Source organism: Streptomyces sp. NPDC028635, assembly GCF_040637635.1.
Lineage (GTDB): Bacteria > Actinomycetota > Actinomycetes > Streptomycetales > Streptomycetaceae > Streptomyces.
On sequence record NZ_JBEZWX010000003.1, the window covers coordinates 279,323 to 293,949 of the forward strand.

At 74.1% G+C, this 14,627-nt stretch carries 16 protein-coding genes; 11 read left to right on the top strand and 5 right to left on the bottom strand.

Annotated elements, in window-relative coordinates; translation table 11 throughout:
* Positions 1-245 precede the first annotated feature (245 nt).
* Entirely contained in the window at positions 246-665 is a 420-nt protein-coding gene (locus tag AB0E88_RS05375) for a YciI family protein (RefSeq protein ID WP_361624116.1), read from the top strand.
* Positions 662-1,807 carry a DUF6596 domain-containing protein gene (locus AB0E88_RS05380; protein WP_361624119.1) on the top strand — a complete coding sequence of 382 codons (1,146 nt, stop codon included), beginning with the start codon at positions 662-664 and terminating at the stop codon, positions 1,805-1,807. The genes AB0E88_RS05375 and AB0E88_RS05380 overlap by 4 nt, the downstream gene beginning before the upstream one ends.
* Positions 1,808-1,878: 71 nt before the next feature.
* Here the strand turns inward: AB0E88_RS05380 and AB0E88_RS05385 are convergent, their stop codons facing one another.
* Positions 1,879-2,463, bottom strand: coding sequence for a cysteine hydrolase family protein (locus AB0E88_RS05385; RefSeq protein WP_361624122.1), 585 nt, complete (start codon positions 2,461-2,463; stop codon positions 1,879-1,881).
* Positions 2,464-2,606: 143 nt separating this feature from the next.
* Between AB0E88_RS05385 and AB0E88_RS05390 the strand changes: the two genes are divergently transcribed.
* Complete coding sequence (locus tag AB0E88_RS05390; protein ID WP_361624125.1) at positions 2,607-3,605, top strand: helix-turn-helix domain-containing protein; 999 nt, start codon at positions 2,607-2,609, stop codon at positions 3,603-3,605.
* Between the two features lie 40 nt (positions 3,606-3,645).
* On the opposite strand, the gene AB0E88_RS05395 is transcribed toward AB0E88_RS05390, so the two are convergent.
* Entirely contained in the window at positions 3,646-4,569 is a 924-nt protein-coding gene (locus AB0E88_RS05395) for an NADP-dependent oxidoreductase (protein WP_361624128.1), read from the bottom strand.
* A 130-nt stretch (positions 4,570-4,699) separates the two neighbouring features.
* Here AB0E88_RS05395 and AB0E88_RS05400 point away from each other — a divergent pair, with 130 nt between their 5' ends.
* Positions 4,700-5,743 (top strand): helix-turn-helix domain-containing protein, encoded by a 1,044-nt coding sequence (locus AB0E88_RS05400; RefSeq protein WP_361624131.1) that lies wholly within the window; start codon positions 4,700-4,702, stop codon positions 5,741-5,743.
* Positions 5,744-5,791: 48 nt separating this feature from the next.
* Here AB0E88_RS05400 and AB0E88_RS05405 read toward each other — a convergent pair whose 3' ends face one another.
* Positions 5,792-6,397, bottom strand: a complete 606-nt coding sequence (locus AB0E88_RS05405) for a TetR family transcriptional regulator (protein WP_361624134.1) — start codon at positions 6,395-6,397, stop codon at positions 5,792-5,794.
* A 77-nt stretch (positions 6,398-6,474) separates the two neighbouring features.
* On the opposite strand from AB0E88_RS05405, the gene AB0E88_RS05410 reads away from it, so the two are divergent.
* The 3 genes from AB0E88_RS05410 to AB0E88_RS05420 all read left to right on the top strand — a co-directional run bounded on the left by AB0E88_RS05410 (position 6,475) and on the right by AB0E88_RS05420 (position 8,633).
* Positions 6,475-7,167 carry an NAD(P)H-binding protein gene (locus tag AB0E88_RS05410; protein WP_361624137.1) on the top strand — a complete coding sequence of 231 codons (693 nt, stop codon included), beginning with the start codon at positions 6,475-6,477 and terminating at the stop codon, positions 7,165-7,167.
* A gap of 83 nt (positions 7,168-7,250) precedes the next feature.
* Positions 7,251-8,072, top strand: coding sequence for an SAM-dependent methyltransferase (locus tag AB0E88_RS05415; RefSeq protein ID WP_361624140.1), 822 nt, complete (start codon positions 7,251-7,253; stop codon positions 8,070-8,072).
* Between the two features lie 51 nt (positions 8,073-8,123).
* On the top strand, positions 8,124-8,633 hold the full coding sequence (locus AB0E88_RS05420) for a molybdenum cofactor biosysynthesis protein (RefSeq protein ID WP_361624143.1): 510 nt from the start codon (positions 8,124-8,126) through the stop codon (positions 8,631-8,633).
* 42 nt (positions 8,634-8,675) lie between these two features.
* On the opposite strand, the gene AB0E88_RS05425 is transcribed toward AB0E88_RS05420, so the two are convergent.
* The gene (locus AB0E88_RS05425; RefSeq protein WP_361624146.1) at positions 8,676-10,391 is read right to left on the bottom strand and encodes a RecQ family ATP-dependent DNA helicase; all 1,716 of its coding nucleotides are present in this window, start codon (positions 10,389-10,391) and stop codon (positions 8,676-8,678) included.
* Between the two features lie 298 nt (positions 10,392-10,689).
* Here AB0E88_RS05425 and AB0E88_RS05430 point away from each other — a divergent pair, with 298 nt between their 5' ends.
* The 4 genes from AB0E88_RS05430 to AB0E88_RS05445 all read left to right on the top strand — a co-directional run bounded on the left by AB0E88_RS05430 (position 10,690) and on the right by AB0E88_RS05445 (position 13,913).
* Positions 10,690-11,541 carry an MBL fold metallo-hydrolase gene (locus AB0E88_RS05430; protein ID WP_361624149.1) on the top strand — a complete coding sequence of 284 codons (852 nt, stop codon included), beginning with the start codon at positions 10,690-10,692 and terminating at the stop codon, positions 11,539-11,541.
* Positions 11,542-11,839: 298 nt separating this feature from the next.
* Complete coding sequence (locus tag AB0E88_RS05435; RefSeq protein ID WP_361624152.1) at positions 11,840-12,406, top strand: hypothetical protein; 567 nt, start codon at positions 11,840-11,842, stop codon at positions 12,404-12,406.
* Positions 12,407-12,550: 144 nt separating this feature from the next.
* Positions 12,551-13,261 carry a DUF2071 domain-containing protein gene (locus AB0E88_RS05440; RefSeq protein ID WP_361624155.1) on the top strand — a complete coding sequence of 237 codons (711 nt, stop codon included), beginning with the start codon at positions 12,551-12,553 and terminating at the stop codon, positions 13,259-13,261.
* The gene (locus AB0E88_RS05445; protein WP_361624158.1) at positions 13,227-13,913 is read left to right on the top strand and encodes a hypothetical protein; all 687 of its coding nucleotides are present in this window, start codon (positions 13,227-13,229) and stop codon (positions 13,911-13,913) included. The genes AB0E88_RS05440 and AB0E88_RS05445 overlap by 35 nt, the downstream gene beginning before the upstream one ends.
* Positions 13,914-13,995: 82 nt before the next feature.
* Here AB0E88_RS05445 and AB0E88_RS05450 read toward each other — a convergent pair whose 3' ends face one another.
* On the bottom strand, positions 13,996-14,613 hold the full coding sequence (locus tag AB0E88_RS05450) for a TetR/AcrR family transcriptional regulator (protein WP_361624161.1): 618 nt from the start codon (positions 14,611-14,613) through the stop codon (positions 13,996-13,998).
* Positions 14,614-14,627: the final 14 nt, after the last annotated feature.

Below are 14,627 nucleotides of genomic sequence, written 5' to 3' on the forward strand. Positions count from 1 at the left end.
TGTCGCGTTGACTGTGCTACCGCGTGCACCATCCTGTGGGCCGCCCGGAAAGCTGTCCAACAGATGTTTCCGGGGAAGGCGATCGGATTTGCCGATGTGGGTCGGGTGCGGAACGCGCCGGTGTGGACCCGTGCGGAAAATCGCCGGGAAAAAATGTCGGCGGGGATGTCGAGAACCCGTGACGTGCTCCGTCCCCGGGGTGAACGCGACCACAATGGGTCGCAATCGCACCAAGGAGACGCACCATGGCCAAGTACCTGCTGCTGAAGCACTACCGCGGAGCCCCTGAACCGCTGAACTGCGCGCCCATGGATCAGTGGACGCCCGAGGAGGTCTCCGCCCACATCCAGTACATGCAGGACTTCGCGGCGCGGCTGGAGAAGACGGGCGAGTTCGTCGACGGCCAGGCGCTCGCGCCCGAGGGCGCCTGGGTCCGCTACGACGGTGAGGGGCGCCCGCCGGTCACCGACGGCCCGTTCGCCGAGACGAAGGACCTCATCGCCGGCTGGATGGTGATCGACGTCGACAGCTACGACCGCGCCGTGGAGCTGGCCGGGGAACTGTCCGCCGCACCCGGTGCCGGGGGCAAGCCGATCCACGAGTGGCTGGAGGTGCGCCCGTTCCTGGCGGCGCCCCCCACCGTCCCGGAGTGCCCGCACGGATGAACGAGTCCCTGCTGCGCAGCCTCACCCCGAGCGTGCTCGCCGTCCTCGTCCGCCGCGGAGCCGATTTCGCGGCGGCCGAGGACGCCGTACAGGAAGCCCTGGTCGAGGCGGTCCGCGTGTGGCCCGCCGACCCTCCGCGGGACGCGAAGGGCTGGCTGGTCACCGTGGCCTGGCGCAAGTTCCTGGACGCGGCCCGCTCGGACGCTGCCCGCCGCCGGCGTGAGGACGCCGTCGACGGCGAGCCGGCGCCCGGGCCGGCGCCGGCGGTGGACGACACGCTCCAGCTGTACTTCCTGTGCGCCCACCCGTCGCTGACTCCCGCGTCCGCCGTCGCGCTCACGCTGCGCGCCGTCGGCGGACTGACCACCCGTCAGATCGCCCAGGCGTACCTGGTGCCCGAGGCGACCATGGCGCAGCGGATCAGCCGCGCGAAGCGGACCGTGTCCGGCGTGCGGTTCGACCAGCCCGGCGACGTGGCCACCGTGCTGCGGGTGCTCTACCTGGTCTTCAACGAGGGCTACTCCGGCGATGTCGACCTGGCCGCCGAGGCGATCCGGCTCACCCGGCAGCTCGCCGCCCATGTCGACCATCCCGAGGTGGCGGGTCTGCTCGCCCTCATGCTGCTGCACCACGCCCGGCGCGCCGCGCGGACCGCGCCCGACGGCAGCCTGGTCCCGCTCGCCGAGCAGGACCGCTCGCGCTGGGACACCGCGTCGATCGCCGAAGGGGTGGCGATCCTGCAGGCGGCGCTCGCGCGCGACCGGCTGGGCGAGTTCCAGGCCCAGGCCGCCATCGCCGCGCTGCACGCCGACGCGCCCACCGCCGAGGAGACCGACTGGGTGCAGATCGTCGAGTGGTACGACGAGTTGGTGCGGCTGACGGACAGCCCGCTGGTGCGCCTCAACCGCGCCGTCGCCGTCGGTGAGGCCGACGGGCCCCGCGCGGGCCTCGCGGCGCTCGCGGAACTGGACCCGGCGCTGCCCCGCCACACCGCGGTCGCCGCCCACCTCCACGAGCGCGACGGCGACCTCGCGACAGCGGCGCGGCTGTACGCCGAGGCCGCCCGCGCGGCACCCAACCTCGCCGAACGCGACCACCTCACCCGCCAGGCCGCCCGGCTCAACTCCCGGCTGCGCGCCTGACGTGCGGGGCCGCGCCCCGGTGGCGGCGAGGTGCGCGACGGCCGTCAGGGCGGCAGGTCGCGCGCGTCCCCTCAGACGATCTCCTTCTGCGAGGCGACGACGACCCCGTAGAGGTCGGCGATGGTGGCGAGGGCCGCCCGGTGGACCTGCTCGGCGTCCAGGTCGGTGCCGGCGAGGGGCAGGGAGCGGGTCGCGGTGGCGTCGGCGACGACCGTCGGGCGGTTGCCGCGCAGGAAGGCACCCTCGGCGGTGAACGCCACGCACATGTGCGTCATCCAGCCGGCGAGGATGACGTCCTGCCCTTCGGGGACGTGCGTGCCCAGGTCGGTGCCGTGGAACGCGTTCGGGACCTGCTTGACGACGACGGCCTCGCCGTCCACGGGTGCGAGGCGGGGGTGGATCCGGCCGATCTCGGCCCGGATGTCGTACGGTGTGCCCTCGCCGCCGTCGTTGACGACGTGCACGACCCTGGTCCCCGCGGCACGGGCGCGCCCGAGCAGTTGCTCGGCGGCGTCGAGGGACGCCTCCCAGCCGTCCAGCTCCATCACGCCCCGTGTGTAGGTGTTCTGGAAGTCGATCAGGATGAGCGTGGAGCCGTCGAGGGTCGCGGGCGTCTCGTCGAAGCCGTTGAGCTGCCGCAGCGTCGTCCTGGACATGGGTGTGCCCCCTGGTGGTGTCGGGTGGGATGCGCGGCCCGAGCGGTGCGCCGGGCCGCGTCCCTCACGCTATGCAGCCGCACACATGTCGGCAATGACGGCTAACCTGCAGATACGGACACGCCGTTCACGTGGGGGGATTCGTGCCGCAGAGCATCGGACGACTCGTCGTCATCGTCGTCTTCGAGGGTGTCGACCTGCTCGACGTCACCGGGCCGCCGGAGGTGTTCGCGCTGGCCCGGCGCGAGACACCGGAGGCGGCGGGCTACGAAGTCGTGCTGGCCGCCGAGTCGTCGGAGCCCGTCGTCACGGGTGCGGGCGTCCGGGTGCTCCCCGACGCCACGTTCGAGCAGGTCGGGGGGCGCCGTATCGACACCCTCATCGTGCCCGGGGCGGTGGAGGTGGACCGTGAGCGCCGGGTGCACCCGCTGGTCGACGCCGGTCTCGTGCGCCGGGTGAGGCAGCTCGCCGCCTCCAGCCGGCGGATCACGTCGGTGTGCGTCGGCGCGCACCTCCTCGCCGCCGCGGGCCTGCTGGACGGCAGGCGGGCCACCACGCACTGGTCCACCGCACAGCGTCTCGCCGCCGACCACCCGGAGGTCGAGGTCGACGCCGATCCCATCTTCGTCCGGGACGGCGACGTCTGGACCGGGGCGGGGATCAGCGCCTGCCTCGACCTGTCGCTCGCCCTCATCGCCGAGGACCTCGGCGAGGCGGTGGCGCTGCGGGTGGCCCGGCAGCTGGTGATGTACCTCAAACGGCCGGGCGGGCAGAGCCAGTTCAGCGTTCCGCTGGAGCAGGTCTCCACCACGCGCCGTATCGAGGACCTCCGCCACCACATCATGCGCAACATCGGCGGGCCGCTGACCATCGCGGACATCGCCGCCCACGCACATGTCAGCGAGCGGCATCTGACCAGGCTCTTCAAGAGCGAGCTGGGCATGACGCCGCACGCCTACGTCGAGTCCGTCCGCGTCGAGAGGGCGCGCGGAGAACTGGAGTCCACCGACGCCACGTTGGACCGCATCGCGTCCCTCACCGGGTTCGGCACGACGGACACCCTGGTCCGGGCGTTCCGCCGCCGCCTGAACACCACGCCGACGGAGTACCGGCGCAGGTTCAGGACGCCGCGGACGGCCTGAGGCCCCGCAGGGCCGTGGGAGCGGGCCGGGTGGGGCCGGGTCAGGCGACCGTGAGGACGATCTTGCCGGTCGTGCGGCCCTGCTCGCCGATCTCGTGCGCCTTCGCGGCCTGTTCGAGCGGCAGGACCGTCTCGACCACCGGCTTCAGCGCGCCCCGCTCGGCCAGGGCGGCGATCTCGCGCAGCCCCAGGTGGTCGGGTTCGACCAGCACCCAGGCCGCCCGCACCCCGTCGTGAGCGGCCGGGACGTCGTCGGGACCGGGCAGGGTGATCAGCCGGCCGCCGTCCCGGAGCACCGCGAGGGAGCGCTCGGCGGTCTCCCCGCCCAGGCCGTCCAGGACGACGTCGACATCGCTCACGACGTCCTCGAAGCGCACCGCGCGGTAGTCGACCACCTCGTCCGCGCCCAGCCGCCGCACCAGGTCGTGCTTGGCGGCGCTGGCCGTGCCGATGACGTGGGCGCCGCGGGCCTTGGCGATCTGCACGGCGAAGTGGCCGACCCCGCCGGCCGCCGCGTGCACCAGCACCCGCTCGCCGGGACGCACGTCCGCCGTGTCCACCAGGGCCTGCCAGGCGGTCAGCGCGGCCAGCGGCAGCGCCGCCGCCTCCACGTGGGTGAGGCCCGCGGGCTTCGGGGCGAGGTGCCGGGCCGGCGCCACCACGTACTCGGCGTAGGCGCCCGCCTGGCGGGGGAACAGCGGCATGCCGAAGACCTCGTCACCGGGGCGGAAGATCCCCACACCGGGTCCGACGGCCTCGACGGTCCCGGACACGTCCCAGCCGACGGCCGGTACGGCGCCCCACTCGATGAGGCCCCCACTGGCCCGGGTCTTCCAGTCCACCGGGTTCACTCCGGCCGCACGCACCCGCACCAGGACCTCGTTCAGTCCGGGCTCCGGGCGCTCCAGCTCCCGCTCGACCAGGACCTCGGGACCGCCCCACTGCTCCACGACCACTGCACGCATGCTGTCCGTCTCTCTTCCGTACTCGATCAGCTCGCGCGCCGGGAGGTCCCCGGCGCGCCGCAGACAACGATGGGGCACGGGAGCCGGCCGCGGGATTGGCCGTCCGGCCACTATGTGACAGGATCTGGCCATGAGCACTTCGCAGGGGACGACGACCGAAGCCGAGCGGAACGGGGCGCGGGCGGTGCCACGGCCGCACCGCGTCGCCGTGCTCGCCCTCCCCGGGGTGCCGCCCTTCGAGCTCGGCATCCCCTCCCGTGTCTTCGGCAGCGTGCAGGACGCCGAGGGACGCCCGCTGTACGACGTCACCGTCTGCACCGCCGACGGCGCCCCGGTGCCCAGCGACGCCGGTTTCACCGTGCAGCCCGCGGCCGGACCCGAGGCCCTGGCCGCCGCGGACACCGTGATCGTCCCGCCCACCCACGCCATGCCCGAGCTGGGCCGCGGCGGCCCGCTGCCCCCCGAGGTCACCGCGGCCATCGCCGGCATCCGGCCCGGCACCCGGCTCGTGTCCATCTGCACCGGCTCCTACGTCCTCGCGGCGGCCGGTCTGCTCGACGGCCGCCCGGCGACCACCCACTGGAACCTGGCGCCGGAGTTCCGCCGGGCCTACCCCAGGGTGAAGGTGGACGAGGACGTCCTCTTCGTCGACGACGGCGACGTGCTGACGTCGGCGGGCGTGGCGGCGGGTGTCGACCTGTGTCTGCACCTGATCCGCCGGGACCACGGCGCGGCCACCGCCAACCGGGCCGCCCGTATGTGCGTCGTACCGCCGTGGCGGGACGGCGGACAGGCCCAGTACATCGACCGCCCGGTACCCGAGCCGACCCTGGCCAGCACCACGGCGACCCGCGCCTGGGCGCTGGAGCACCTCGGCGAGCCGCTCTCCCTCGACCGGCTCGCCGAGCACGCCCGGATGAGCCTGCGTTCCTTCACCCGGCGTTTTCGCGACGAGGTCGGCATGACCCCGGTGCAGTGGCTCACCGCCCAGCGCCTGGAGCTGGCCAAGCAGTTGCTGGAGACGACGGATCTGACGATCGACCTCGTCGCGCACCGGGCCGGTTTCGGCTCGGCGAACTCCCTGCGTGCGCACATGCGGGCGGCGTTCGGGGTCTCCCCCGCCGCCTACCGGCGCGCGTTCAGCCCCCAGGACGCGGCCGCGGCGCGAGGTTGAGCGGCGGGCCGGGCGGCAGGGGCCCAGGGCGGGACGCGCACGAACTCCTCATCGCGGACGCTTGCCCGGGTTGAGCGCCGCGTGCAGTGCGGGGGCGAGGACGCGGCGGATCTCGTCGGAGGTGAGGGCGGCGGCCGTGGGCAGGGGGTTGAGGTAGCGGGTGTAGATCAGCCCGCCGAGGACGGTGACGACCGCGGTGGCCCGCGCGGTGGCGGTCCGGCCCCCCAGAAATTCAACGAGGCGGGCCAGGAGCTCGGATTCCAGATAGTCGCGGACGGCTGCCGCGACCTCCTCTCCCTGACTGGTGAGCTTGCGGAAGTCGGGGTCCTCCCACAGCCCGGTCACCGTGTCGATGAGACGGTCGGGCAGGGTGGCCGGGTCGCCGGCCAGGACGCGGTCGACGGTGAGCGCGTTGGCGCAGTGGACCTGCATGACGTCGGCGAACAGGGCTTTCTTCGACCCGAAGTGGTACGCGATCGCAGCGGGGTCCACTCCGGCGGCCCGGGCGACGGCGCGCAGCGTGGTGGCGCGGTAGCCGCGCTCCACGAAGAGCGGACGGGCGGCGGAGACGATCGACGCGCGGGTGGGCGGGTTGCCTCGGGGACGGCCCCGCCCCCGGGGGCCGGCCGGCGCGAGGGGTGGCGGTTTATTCATCGGCGTTGAGCTTGCGCCGCCCGACCGGCAGGGTCAAGGGCGTTCCGCCGCCCGTACGAGGAAAAGGACCCGCCGTCATGCGCATCACCGTCTTCGGAGCCAATGGACCCACCGGCCGCCGGCTCGTCGACCAGGCTCTCGCGGCCGGTCACGAGGTCGTCGCCGTGACCCGGCGGCCCGGCTCGATCGCCGGGCGTCCGGGGCTCGCCGTGGCGGTCGCCGACGCGACCGATCCGGGCGGCGTCGACGCCGCGGTGGGCGGTACGGACGCCGTCCTGTCGGTACTGGGCACGCCGTACAGCAAGAAGGAGATCACCACCTACTCCGCGAGCGCCCGGACGATCACCGAGGCGATGGCCCGTCACGGGGTCAAACGTCTCCTCGCGGTGAGTTCGAGCATCGCGGACCCGCACTGGCGCCCCACCGGCGCACACTTCTTCAACCTGGTGCTCGACCCGCTGGTGAACCGGCGCCTCGGCCGCACCCTGCACGAGGACATGCGCCGCATGGAGGCCGTGATCCGTGAGACGGACCTCGACTGGACGCTCGTACGGCCCTCGGGGCTCTTCGAGCACCCCGTGGTGACGGACTATCACACGGCGGAGACCAGCGCGGACGGAGTGTTCACCGCTCGCTCCGACCTGGCCGCGAGCATGCTCCGCGAGGCGGCCGAGCGCCGGTACGTGCGCACGGCGATGGGGGTGATCACCACGGCGGTGAAGCCGAACATCGCCAAGCTGATCTGGAACGAGGGCGTGAAGAAGAAGTGAGTGCACCCGCCGGGGGCGCTGAAAAGACCTCGGCAAGCCAAAGTCGTGGTCAACGGGCGGGGTGGGAGGGGAAGATGGTCGCCATGACGCATGAAGGCTCCGCCATCGACTCCACCAAGCCCAGCATCGCCCGTGTGTACGACTACCTGCTCGGCGGCAAGGACAACTACGCCGTGGACCGGGAGATCGGTGACGTCTTCAAACGTGACCTTCCCGGTTCCGTGGCGATCGCCTTCGCCAACCGGGCGGCCCTCACACGCGCGGTGCGGGAGATCGCGACGACCACGGACGTACGGCAGTTCGTCGACCTCGGCAGTGGTCTGCCGACCGCGGACAACGTCCACCAGGTCGCGCAGCGGCACGCGCCGGAGTCCCGGGTCGTGTACGTCGACACCGACCCGCAGGTCCTGGTGCACGGGCGGGCGTTGCTGGAGGAGAACGACAACACCCGGGTCGTCCCGGCGGACGTGCGCGACCCCGAGGCCATCCGCAACCACCCGGACACCGTCGAGTTGATCGACTTCGACCGGCCGGTCGCCGTCATATTCAGCGCCATCCTCCACCACGTCAACGACGAGGAGGACCCCGCCGCCATCGTGCGGTACTGGCGCGAACAGGTGCCCGCCGGGAGCTACTTCTTCGTCAGCCACTTCCGCTCCGGCAACAACCCGGAGACGGAGGAGGCGGAGAAGGTGCTCCAGCAGACCTTCGGCCGGGGCCGGTGGCGCAGCGACGAAGAGATCGCCGCCCTGCTGGAGGGCCTGGAGATCCTCGAACCGGGTGTCGTCCCCGCCAGCCTGTGGCGTCCCGACGTGGTCGACAGCCGGTGGAACCGCGGCGGCGGGCAGCGGGAACTCACCGTCTGGGAGCACCTCATCTCCGCCGGGATGGCCCGGAAGGTGTAGCGGGCCGGCCGGCGGGTCCGGTCCGTTCACCTGTTCGTCTAGGGTGAGGTCATGACCGAGGTGGCGGTGCTGCAGCTGCTGGTGTCGCCGGCGCACCGGCTGTCCGGGCGGCCGGCGGACGGGCCCGCTCCAGGACCGGACGACGAGTCGGTGACACGGATCGAGGTGCGCCGCGGGCTGGGACTGGTCGGTGACCGCTACTACGGCAGGGCCGCCCACCGGGACGCCTCGGTGACACTGATGTCCGCGGAGAACCTTCCCCGGGACATCGACCCGGGCGCCGACCTGCGGCACACCCGGCGGAACGTCCTGCTCGGCGGTGTCGACATCGACGGCTTCGTCGGCGCGACGATCTCCCTGGACTGCGGCGCCGGGCCCGTCGTCCTCGCAGTGAACCGTCCCGCGCGGCCCTGCGCCTGGATGGACGTGACCATCGGTCCCGGTGCGCAGCGGGCCCTGCGGGGCAAGGGCGGCGTGCGGTGCACCCCCCTGAGCGACGGGGTGCTCACGCTGGGACCGGCGACGTTCCGGGTGCTGAGCGAGCCGGGCCCGACGCGGTGACGGACGGACCGGCTGCCGCGCCGGGCCGGTGACGGTGTCCGCTCAGCGGTCGGACGGCTCGCCGCCCGGCTCGCTCGCCGCCGTGAGCAGGTCGTCGCGGCCGGCCAGCGCTTCCAGGGAAAGCGTGCGGTAGCCGACGTCGTCGAAGAGCACGGTGATGCGGTCCCCGTCCTCGCTGAGCACGGTTCCCCTCCCCCATCGGCCGTGCCGCACGGCCGTACCGACCGGATAGGCGCCGGCGTCCGGATGCACCGCCTGACGCGCGTCGCGCGTGCCGGGGCCGCCCTCGGCCTCCCTGGCCTCACAGACGTCGCAGTTCCCGCACGGTGCCTCGTACTCCTCGCCGAAGTACCCCAGCAGGAACCGCCGCCGGCACCCGGTCGTCTCGGCGTAGGCCCGGGCCATGTCGACCCGGGAGCGGTCCATGCGCTGATGGGCCTCGGCGCTTTGCTCCGCCCGCCTGACCGCCCGGGACGGGGCGGTGTCCGGTTCCGGCCGGACGGCGCCCGAGGCGTCCGTCGCCACGGCCCCGGCCTCCTCCAGCAGGTTCACGGCGGTGGTGACCCTGGTGCGGGACAGACCGGTGTCCTGGCGCAGTTCGTCGAGCCCCGCCGGATCGTCCGCGTGCTCGTGGACGGCCCGTACGACCGCGCCGACGGTGTCCGCGCCGGGAGCACGACCGCTGAAGTACGCCTGCATGCCGGTGTCCTCGGGACGGAAGTGCAGTACGGCCACGGCCGGCCGCCCGTCCCGGCCGCAACGGCCGATCTCCTGGTAGTAGGCGTCCAGGGAGCCCGGCAGTGCGGCGTGCAGGACGAACCGCACGTCCTCCTTGTCGATGCCCATACCGAAGGCCGTGGTCGCGACCACCACGTCCGCCTCGCCCGCGAGGAACGCCTCGTGGATCCGCCGGCGTTCCGCGGCGCGCAGCCCCGCGTGGTAGGCCTCGGCGGAGAGTCCCAGCGAGGCCAGCTCCGCGGCGTAGTGCTCGGTGTCCTTGCGGGTCGCGGCGTAGACGATGCCGGGTTTGGGCTCGGCCGCCGCCTGCTCCACGACCAGGCGCCGGCGTTCGCCGTCCTGAAGGTGGCGGTGGACCTCGAGCCGGATCTCGGGGCGGTCGAACCCGGTGACCAGGTGCCGGGGCCGGTCCATGCCGAGCCGCTCGACGATGTCCTGCCGGACGGGCGGCGCGGCGGTCGCGGTCAGCGCGAGGACGGGGGGCCGGCCCAGGCGCCGTACGGCCTGGGCGAGGCGGAGGTAGTCGGGCCGGAAGTCATGCCCCCAGGACGACACGCACTGGGCCTCGTCCACCACGAACAGGGAGGGGCGGGCGTCGGCCAGCCGCTGCACCACCTCGTCCTTGGCCAGTTGCTCCGGGGACAGGTACACGTAGGTGATCGCGCCACTGCCCACCGCCTCCCAGGCCGCCTGCGTCTCGGCCGCGGAGAGGTCGGAGTTCACGGCGACGGCCCCCGGTCCGCCCCGGCCGCCGGGCAGGCCGGCGATCTGGTCCCGCTGCAGCGCGAGCAGCGGCGAGACGACCACCACGGGGCCGGGCAGCAGCAGGGCGGGGACCTGGTACACGGCGGACTTGCCGGCTCCGGTCGGCATGACGACGAGGGTGTCCCGTCCCTGAAGGACCCACTCCATCGCCGTGAGCTGCTCGGGTCGCAGCTCGTCCCAGCCGAACACCTCGGCGGCGGTCTCCCGCAGACGCCGGGTCCGCCGTGCGCCGGTACGGGGTCTGTCGCCGGTCATGGACACTCCTTTTCGCTCCGCCTGCGGGAAGCGGCGTGGTAACCAGCCCCGCACGGCTGTGCTGGGTACCCCCGGCTGCGGCCGTCACGCGCCGGGCCGGTCACGTGTCGAGTGCGGCCGCCACACACCGGGCCGGTGAGCCGTCGCCTGCGGCCGGCCGTTTTCGGGCGGCCGCGCCGGGGAACCCGCGGCGGATCGAACCGAGACGACCCCGACCGAGACGACCCCGACAGAGACGACCCGACGCGGTGGCGGCGTGTGGCAGGCGCCCCGCGACCCCGGCGAAGGGCGGGCGACCATGTCCCCGATCACGGACGACGCCCCCGACGACGCGCTCGACGTCCATTTCATCGGCAACGCGACCGTCCTGCTGCGCTACGGACCGCTCACCCTCCTGACCGATCCGAACTTCCTGCACCGGGGGCAGTACGCCTACCTCGGGTACGGGCTGCTGAGCCGGCGGCTGACCGAACCGGCCCTCGACGTGGACGAACTGCCCCGCCTCGACGGGATCGTGCTCTCCCATCTGCACGGGGACCACTGGGACCGGCGGGCGCGCCGGGGTCTGGACCGTACCGTTCCGGTGCTGACCACCCCGCACGCCGCGCGCCGGCTGAGGGTCGTGCACGGCTTTCCCCGTACGGCGGGACTGCGCAGCTGGCGGCACTTCACCCTCCGGCGCGGCGAGGCGCAGGTCAGGGTCACGGCTCTGCCGGGGCGGCACGCCGGTCACCCGGTGGTCCGCGGGCTGCTGCCGCCGGTGATGGGCAGCATGCTGGAGTTCGGCCCGCCGGGGCGGCCCGCGCGACTGCGGCTGTACGTCTCCGGCGACACCCTGCCGTACGACGGGCTGGCCGAGATCGCCACCCGCTTCCCGGCCGCCGATCTGGCCGTCCTGCACCTGGGCGGCACCCGCCTTCCCGGCGGGTTCGTGGTCACCATGGACGGTGCGCAGGGCGCGGAACTCGCCCGGCTTCTCGCTCCCCGGCGCATCCTGCCGGTCCACTACGGCGACTACACGGTGATGCGCTCGCCGCTGTCCGCGTTCCTCGCCGAGGCCGACCGGGCCGGTCTCGGCGACCGGGTCGTGGTCTGCGGCCACGGCGGACGGATGCGGCTCGCCCCCGGCGCGGCCCCGGCCCTGCTGTGAGCGAGCCCACCGCACGCGGCCCTGCCGGGAGCGGACCTTCCGGGGGCGGACCTCCCGTCGGCGGGCCTCCCATCGGCGGACCAACCGTGGGCGGTCCTCCTGTGGGCGGACTCCCTGCGGGCGGACCCGCCGTGAGCGGACCCGTCGTACGCGGCCCGGCTGCGAGCCGCCGTGATGGGAGCGGCCCTGCCGCGAGCGGCCCGCACTCCGGGCCCCTCGAGAGGCCCGTACCGCGCCCGGCGAGTGTGACACTGGGAGACAGGAGCCGCCTGTCGACGACATGCGGGAGGAGTTCGAAATGAGCCAGGTCGGAAGTCGTCCGTCGGGTCTTCTCCAGCCGCTCGGGGCCGTCGCCTCGGGGCTCCGGCGCCTGCCGGGGGCCGAGCAGGTGGGCAGGTTCGCCGACGATGCGCTGGACCGGATCGGAGCGATCTCCCCACGCGGCCGCCGGTTGGCCGTCTACACCGGGGCCGGCGTGCTGGGCGTCGCCGGGGTGGTGGAGTGGCCCGTGGCGCTCGCGGGCGCCGCCGTCGCCTGGCTCACCCAGCCGCGCCCCGAACGCGGTGCCCGGGAGGGCGCGGACACCGAGAGTTTCCGGGGCGCATCGGGCGAGGGCGACGGGGCGGGGACCGCTGCGGGCGGGGCCGAGGGGCCCGGGCCGGTGCCCGTGCACGCCGACGGCACCGCCGCGGAGGAGCAGGGCGCGGGCGACCGGCTGGCACCGTCCCGCTTCCACCGCGGCGGCCCGGAGGAGCATGTGCACGAGGAGCCCGCCAAGGTCGGCGACCCGGCTACGGCGTCGGCGCTCAAGCAGGTCGCGGAGGCCACGGCGCACCACCACGGACCGGATCAGCGGAACCACTGACCGGGCCGCGTCCGGCGGACGGCCGGCCCGGCGACCGCGCCCGGGCCCAGCGCCCGCCGCCCGCGCCGGCCACCGTGCCCGAGGGCGCCGGCCGCCCGGCGCGGCACGGCGTTTTGCCGGTGGGCGGTGGGGAACGCAGGGTTGGTGGTCGCGTATGGAGCGGAGCAGCGGGTACGCATCCCCGCGCTCAGGACCGGCTGGCTGCGGCAGACGTTCGTGCACTGGCCGTTTCCGCCGCGGGCCGTGCAGGCCCTGCTGCCGCCGGAACTCGTCGTCGACGAGTACGACGGCGCGGCCTGGGTGAGTCTGACGCCCTTCGTCATGGCCGATGTCCGCCCGCCCGGTGTGCCTGCCGCGCTGCCGGGCCTGCCGACGTTCGCGGAGACCAACCTGCGCACCTATGCCCGGCACCGGGACTCCGGGCGGGACGGGCTGTGGTTCCTGACCATCGAGGTCACCTTTCCCCTGATGCTGGCGGCGCGGGCCGTGGGCGTGCCGTACCACCGGGGCGCCCTGCGGGTCTCCATGGACGGGGACGTCGTGACGTACTCGGGCTCCCGGCGGGGCGGCGCCATCGCCTACCGGCTCGTCGTCCGCCCCGGTGATCCGATCAGGCCGACGGAGCGGGACGTGTGGCTGACGTCGCGGTGGCGGGCGTACACCCGCCGGTACGGCCTGCTGTGGCAGACGCCGGTCGAGCACGAGCCCTGGCCGCTGCGGGCCGCCTCCCTCGAGGTGGTCGAGGAGACCCTGACCCGCGGGGCCGGTCTCCCGGCTCCCGCCGGCGAGCCCGTGGTGCACTTCTCGGAAGGGGTCAGGCATGTCCGGCTCGGGCCTTCCCGTCCGTGCCGCTGAGGGCGCCGGGGCGCCCGACGCGAGCCTTGTGTCCCCCGGGGGCAGGAGAGCGCGTCTGCGCTTCGACGGCTGGATCGCGGGGCTGGGCACCACGTCGGGCACGCGGATCGTGGTGGGCCACTGGCCGCGGTCACCGTTCGGGCCGTTCAGCGATGTGATGATCGAGCGCGCGGACGGGGAGCGGCTGCTGCTGGCGCCCACGCGGCGCGTCGCCGATTTCGTCAGCGGCACCTATCTCTTCGACGCGGTGCGCGTCGTGCCCGTCGACGTGACGGCGGCGGGCAGCAGGTGTGCGGTGCGCGCGGGGCCGCTGGAGCTGCGCTTCGGCGTCGGCCGGCCAGGGCCGCTGGGTCTGCTGCTCGCGGCCGTGCCCGGCCCGCTCGCCCGGGGTGCGGCCTGGACGGTGGTGACGGATCCGGTGGCCCGGCTGCTGCTGCGCGGTGTGCGGACCCGCGGCAGCGCCGTGCCCGGACGCCGGGAGTGGTACGGCGCCCGCGGGCTGTGGCCGGTCACCGGGGTGTCGGCGGCCTTCGAGGGCGTCGATCTCGGCGCCCTGGCGCCCGTGGACCCGCCCGTGCGTTTCGGGTTCGGTTCCGCGCCCCGCCGGCCGGCCCTGACCCGCGTCACCACGACCGTCGCACCGAACGGGTGACCCGGCGCCTCCCGGGGACCCGGGTCAGGCGCGGGGGCGCACGGCGTTGCGAGCAGCACCGGACCCTCGCGGGGGACCCGGGTCAGGCGCGGGGGCGCACGGCGTTGCGGGCAGCGCCGCGCGCGGTGCGCACGGCTCCCTCGCGGGTGGCTCCGCGCAGGCCCAGCACCACCCGGGTGCTGAGCCCGTCGAGGAGGGCGAGGAGTGTGTCGGCGGCCTCCGGGACCTCCTCCTCGGCCAGAGCGAAGCGCCCCTGACGCACGCCCTTCCGCAGCAGGTGTTCCAGGTCCTCCTGCCAGGCCCGGTCGAACTCCTCCTGTGCACCGGTCAGTTCACTGTTCCCGGCGGCGCGCGCCCACAGTTCGATCCACAGCATCCAGCGGGAGTCGCGCGGCCCTTGGGGCAGATAGAGCTCGACGAAGGCGTCCAGGCGGCGGGCGACGGTGGTGCGCCGCGACAGCAGGGCCCGCCGTTCCCCGGTGAGCCGGTCCTCGCTCCACCGCAGTGCTTCGAGGAGCAGCCGGTCCTTGGTGCCGAAGTAGTACAGGATGTGCCCGCCGGAGGTGCCGAGGCGTTCGGCGAGTCCGGACATCGTCAGCTCGGCCAGACCGTGCTCCGCGATGGCCCGCATCGCCTCTTCGAGCATGCGCTCACGGGCGATCGCCCCGCCGCGCCTGCGTCGTGTCACTGGTGCCGTCACGCCGGACAGTCTAG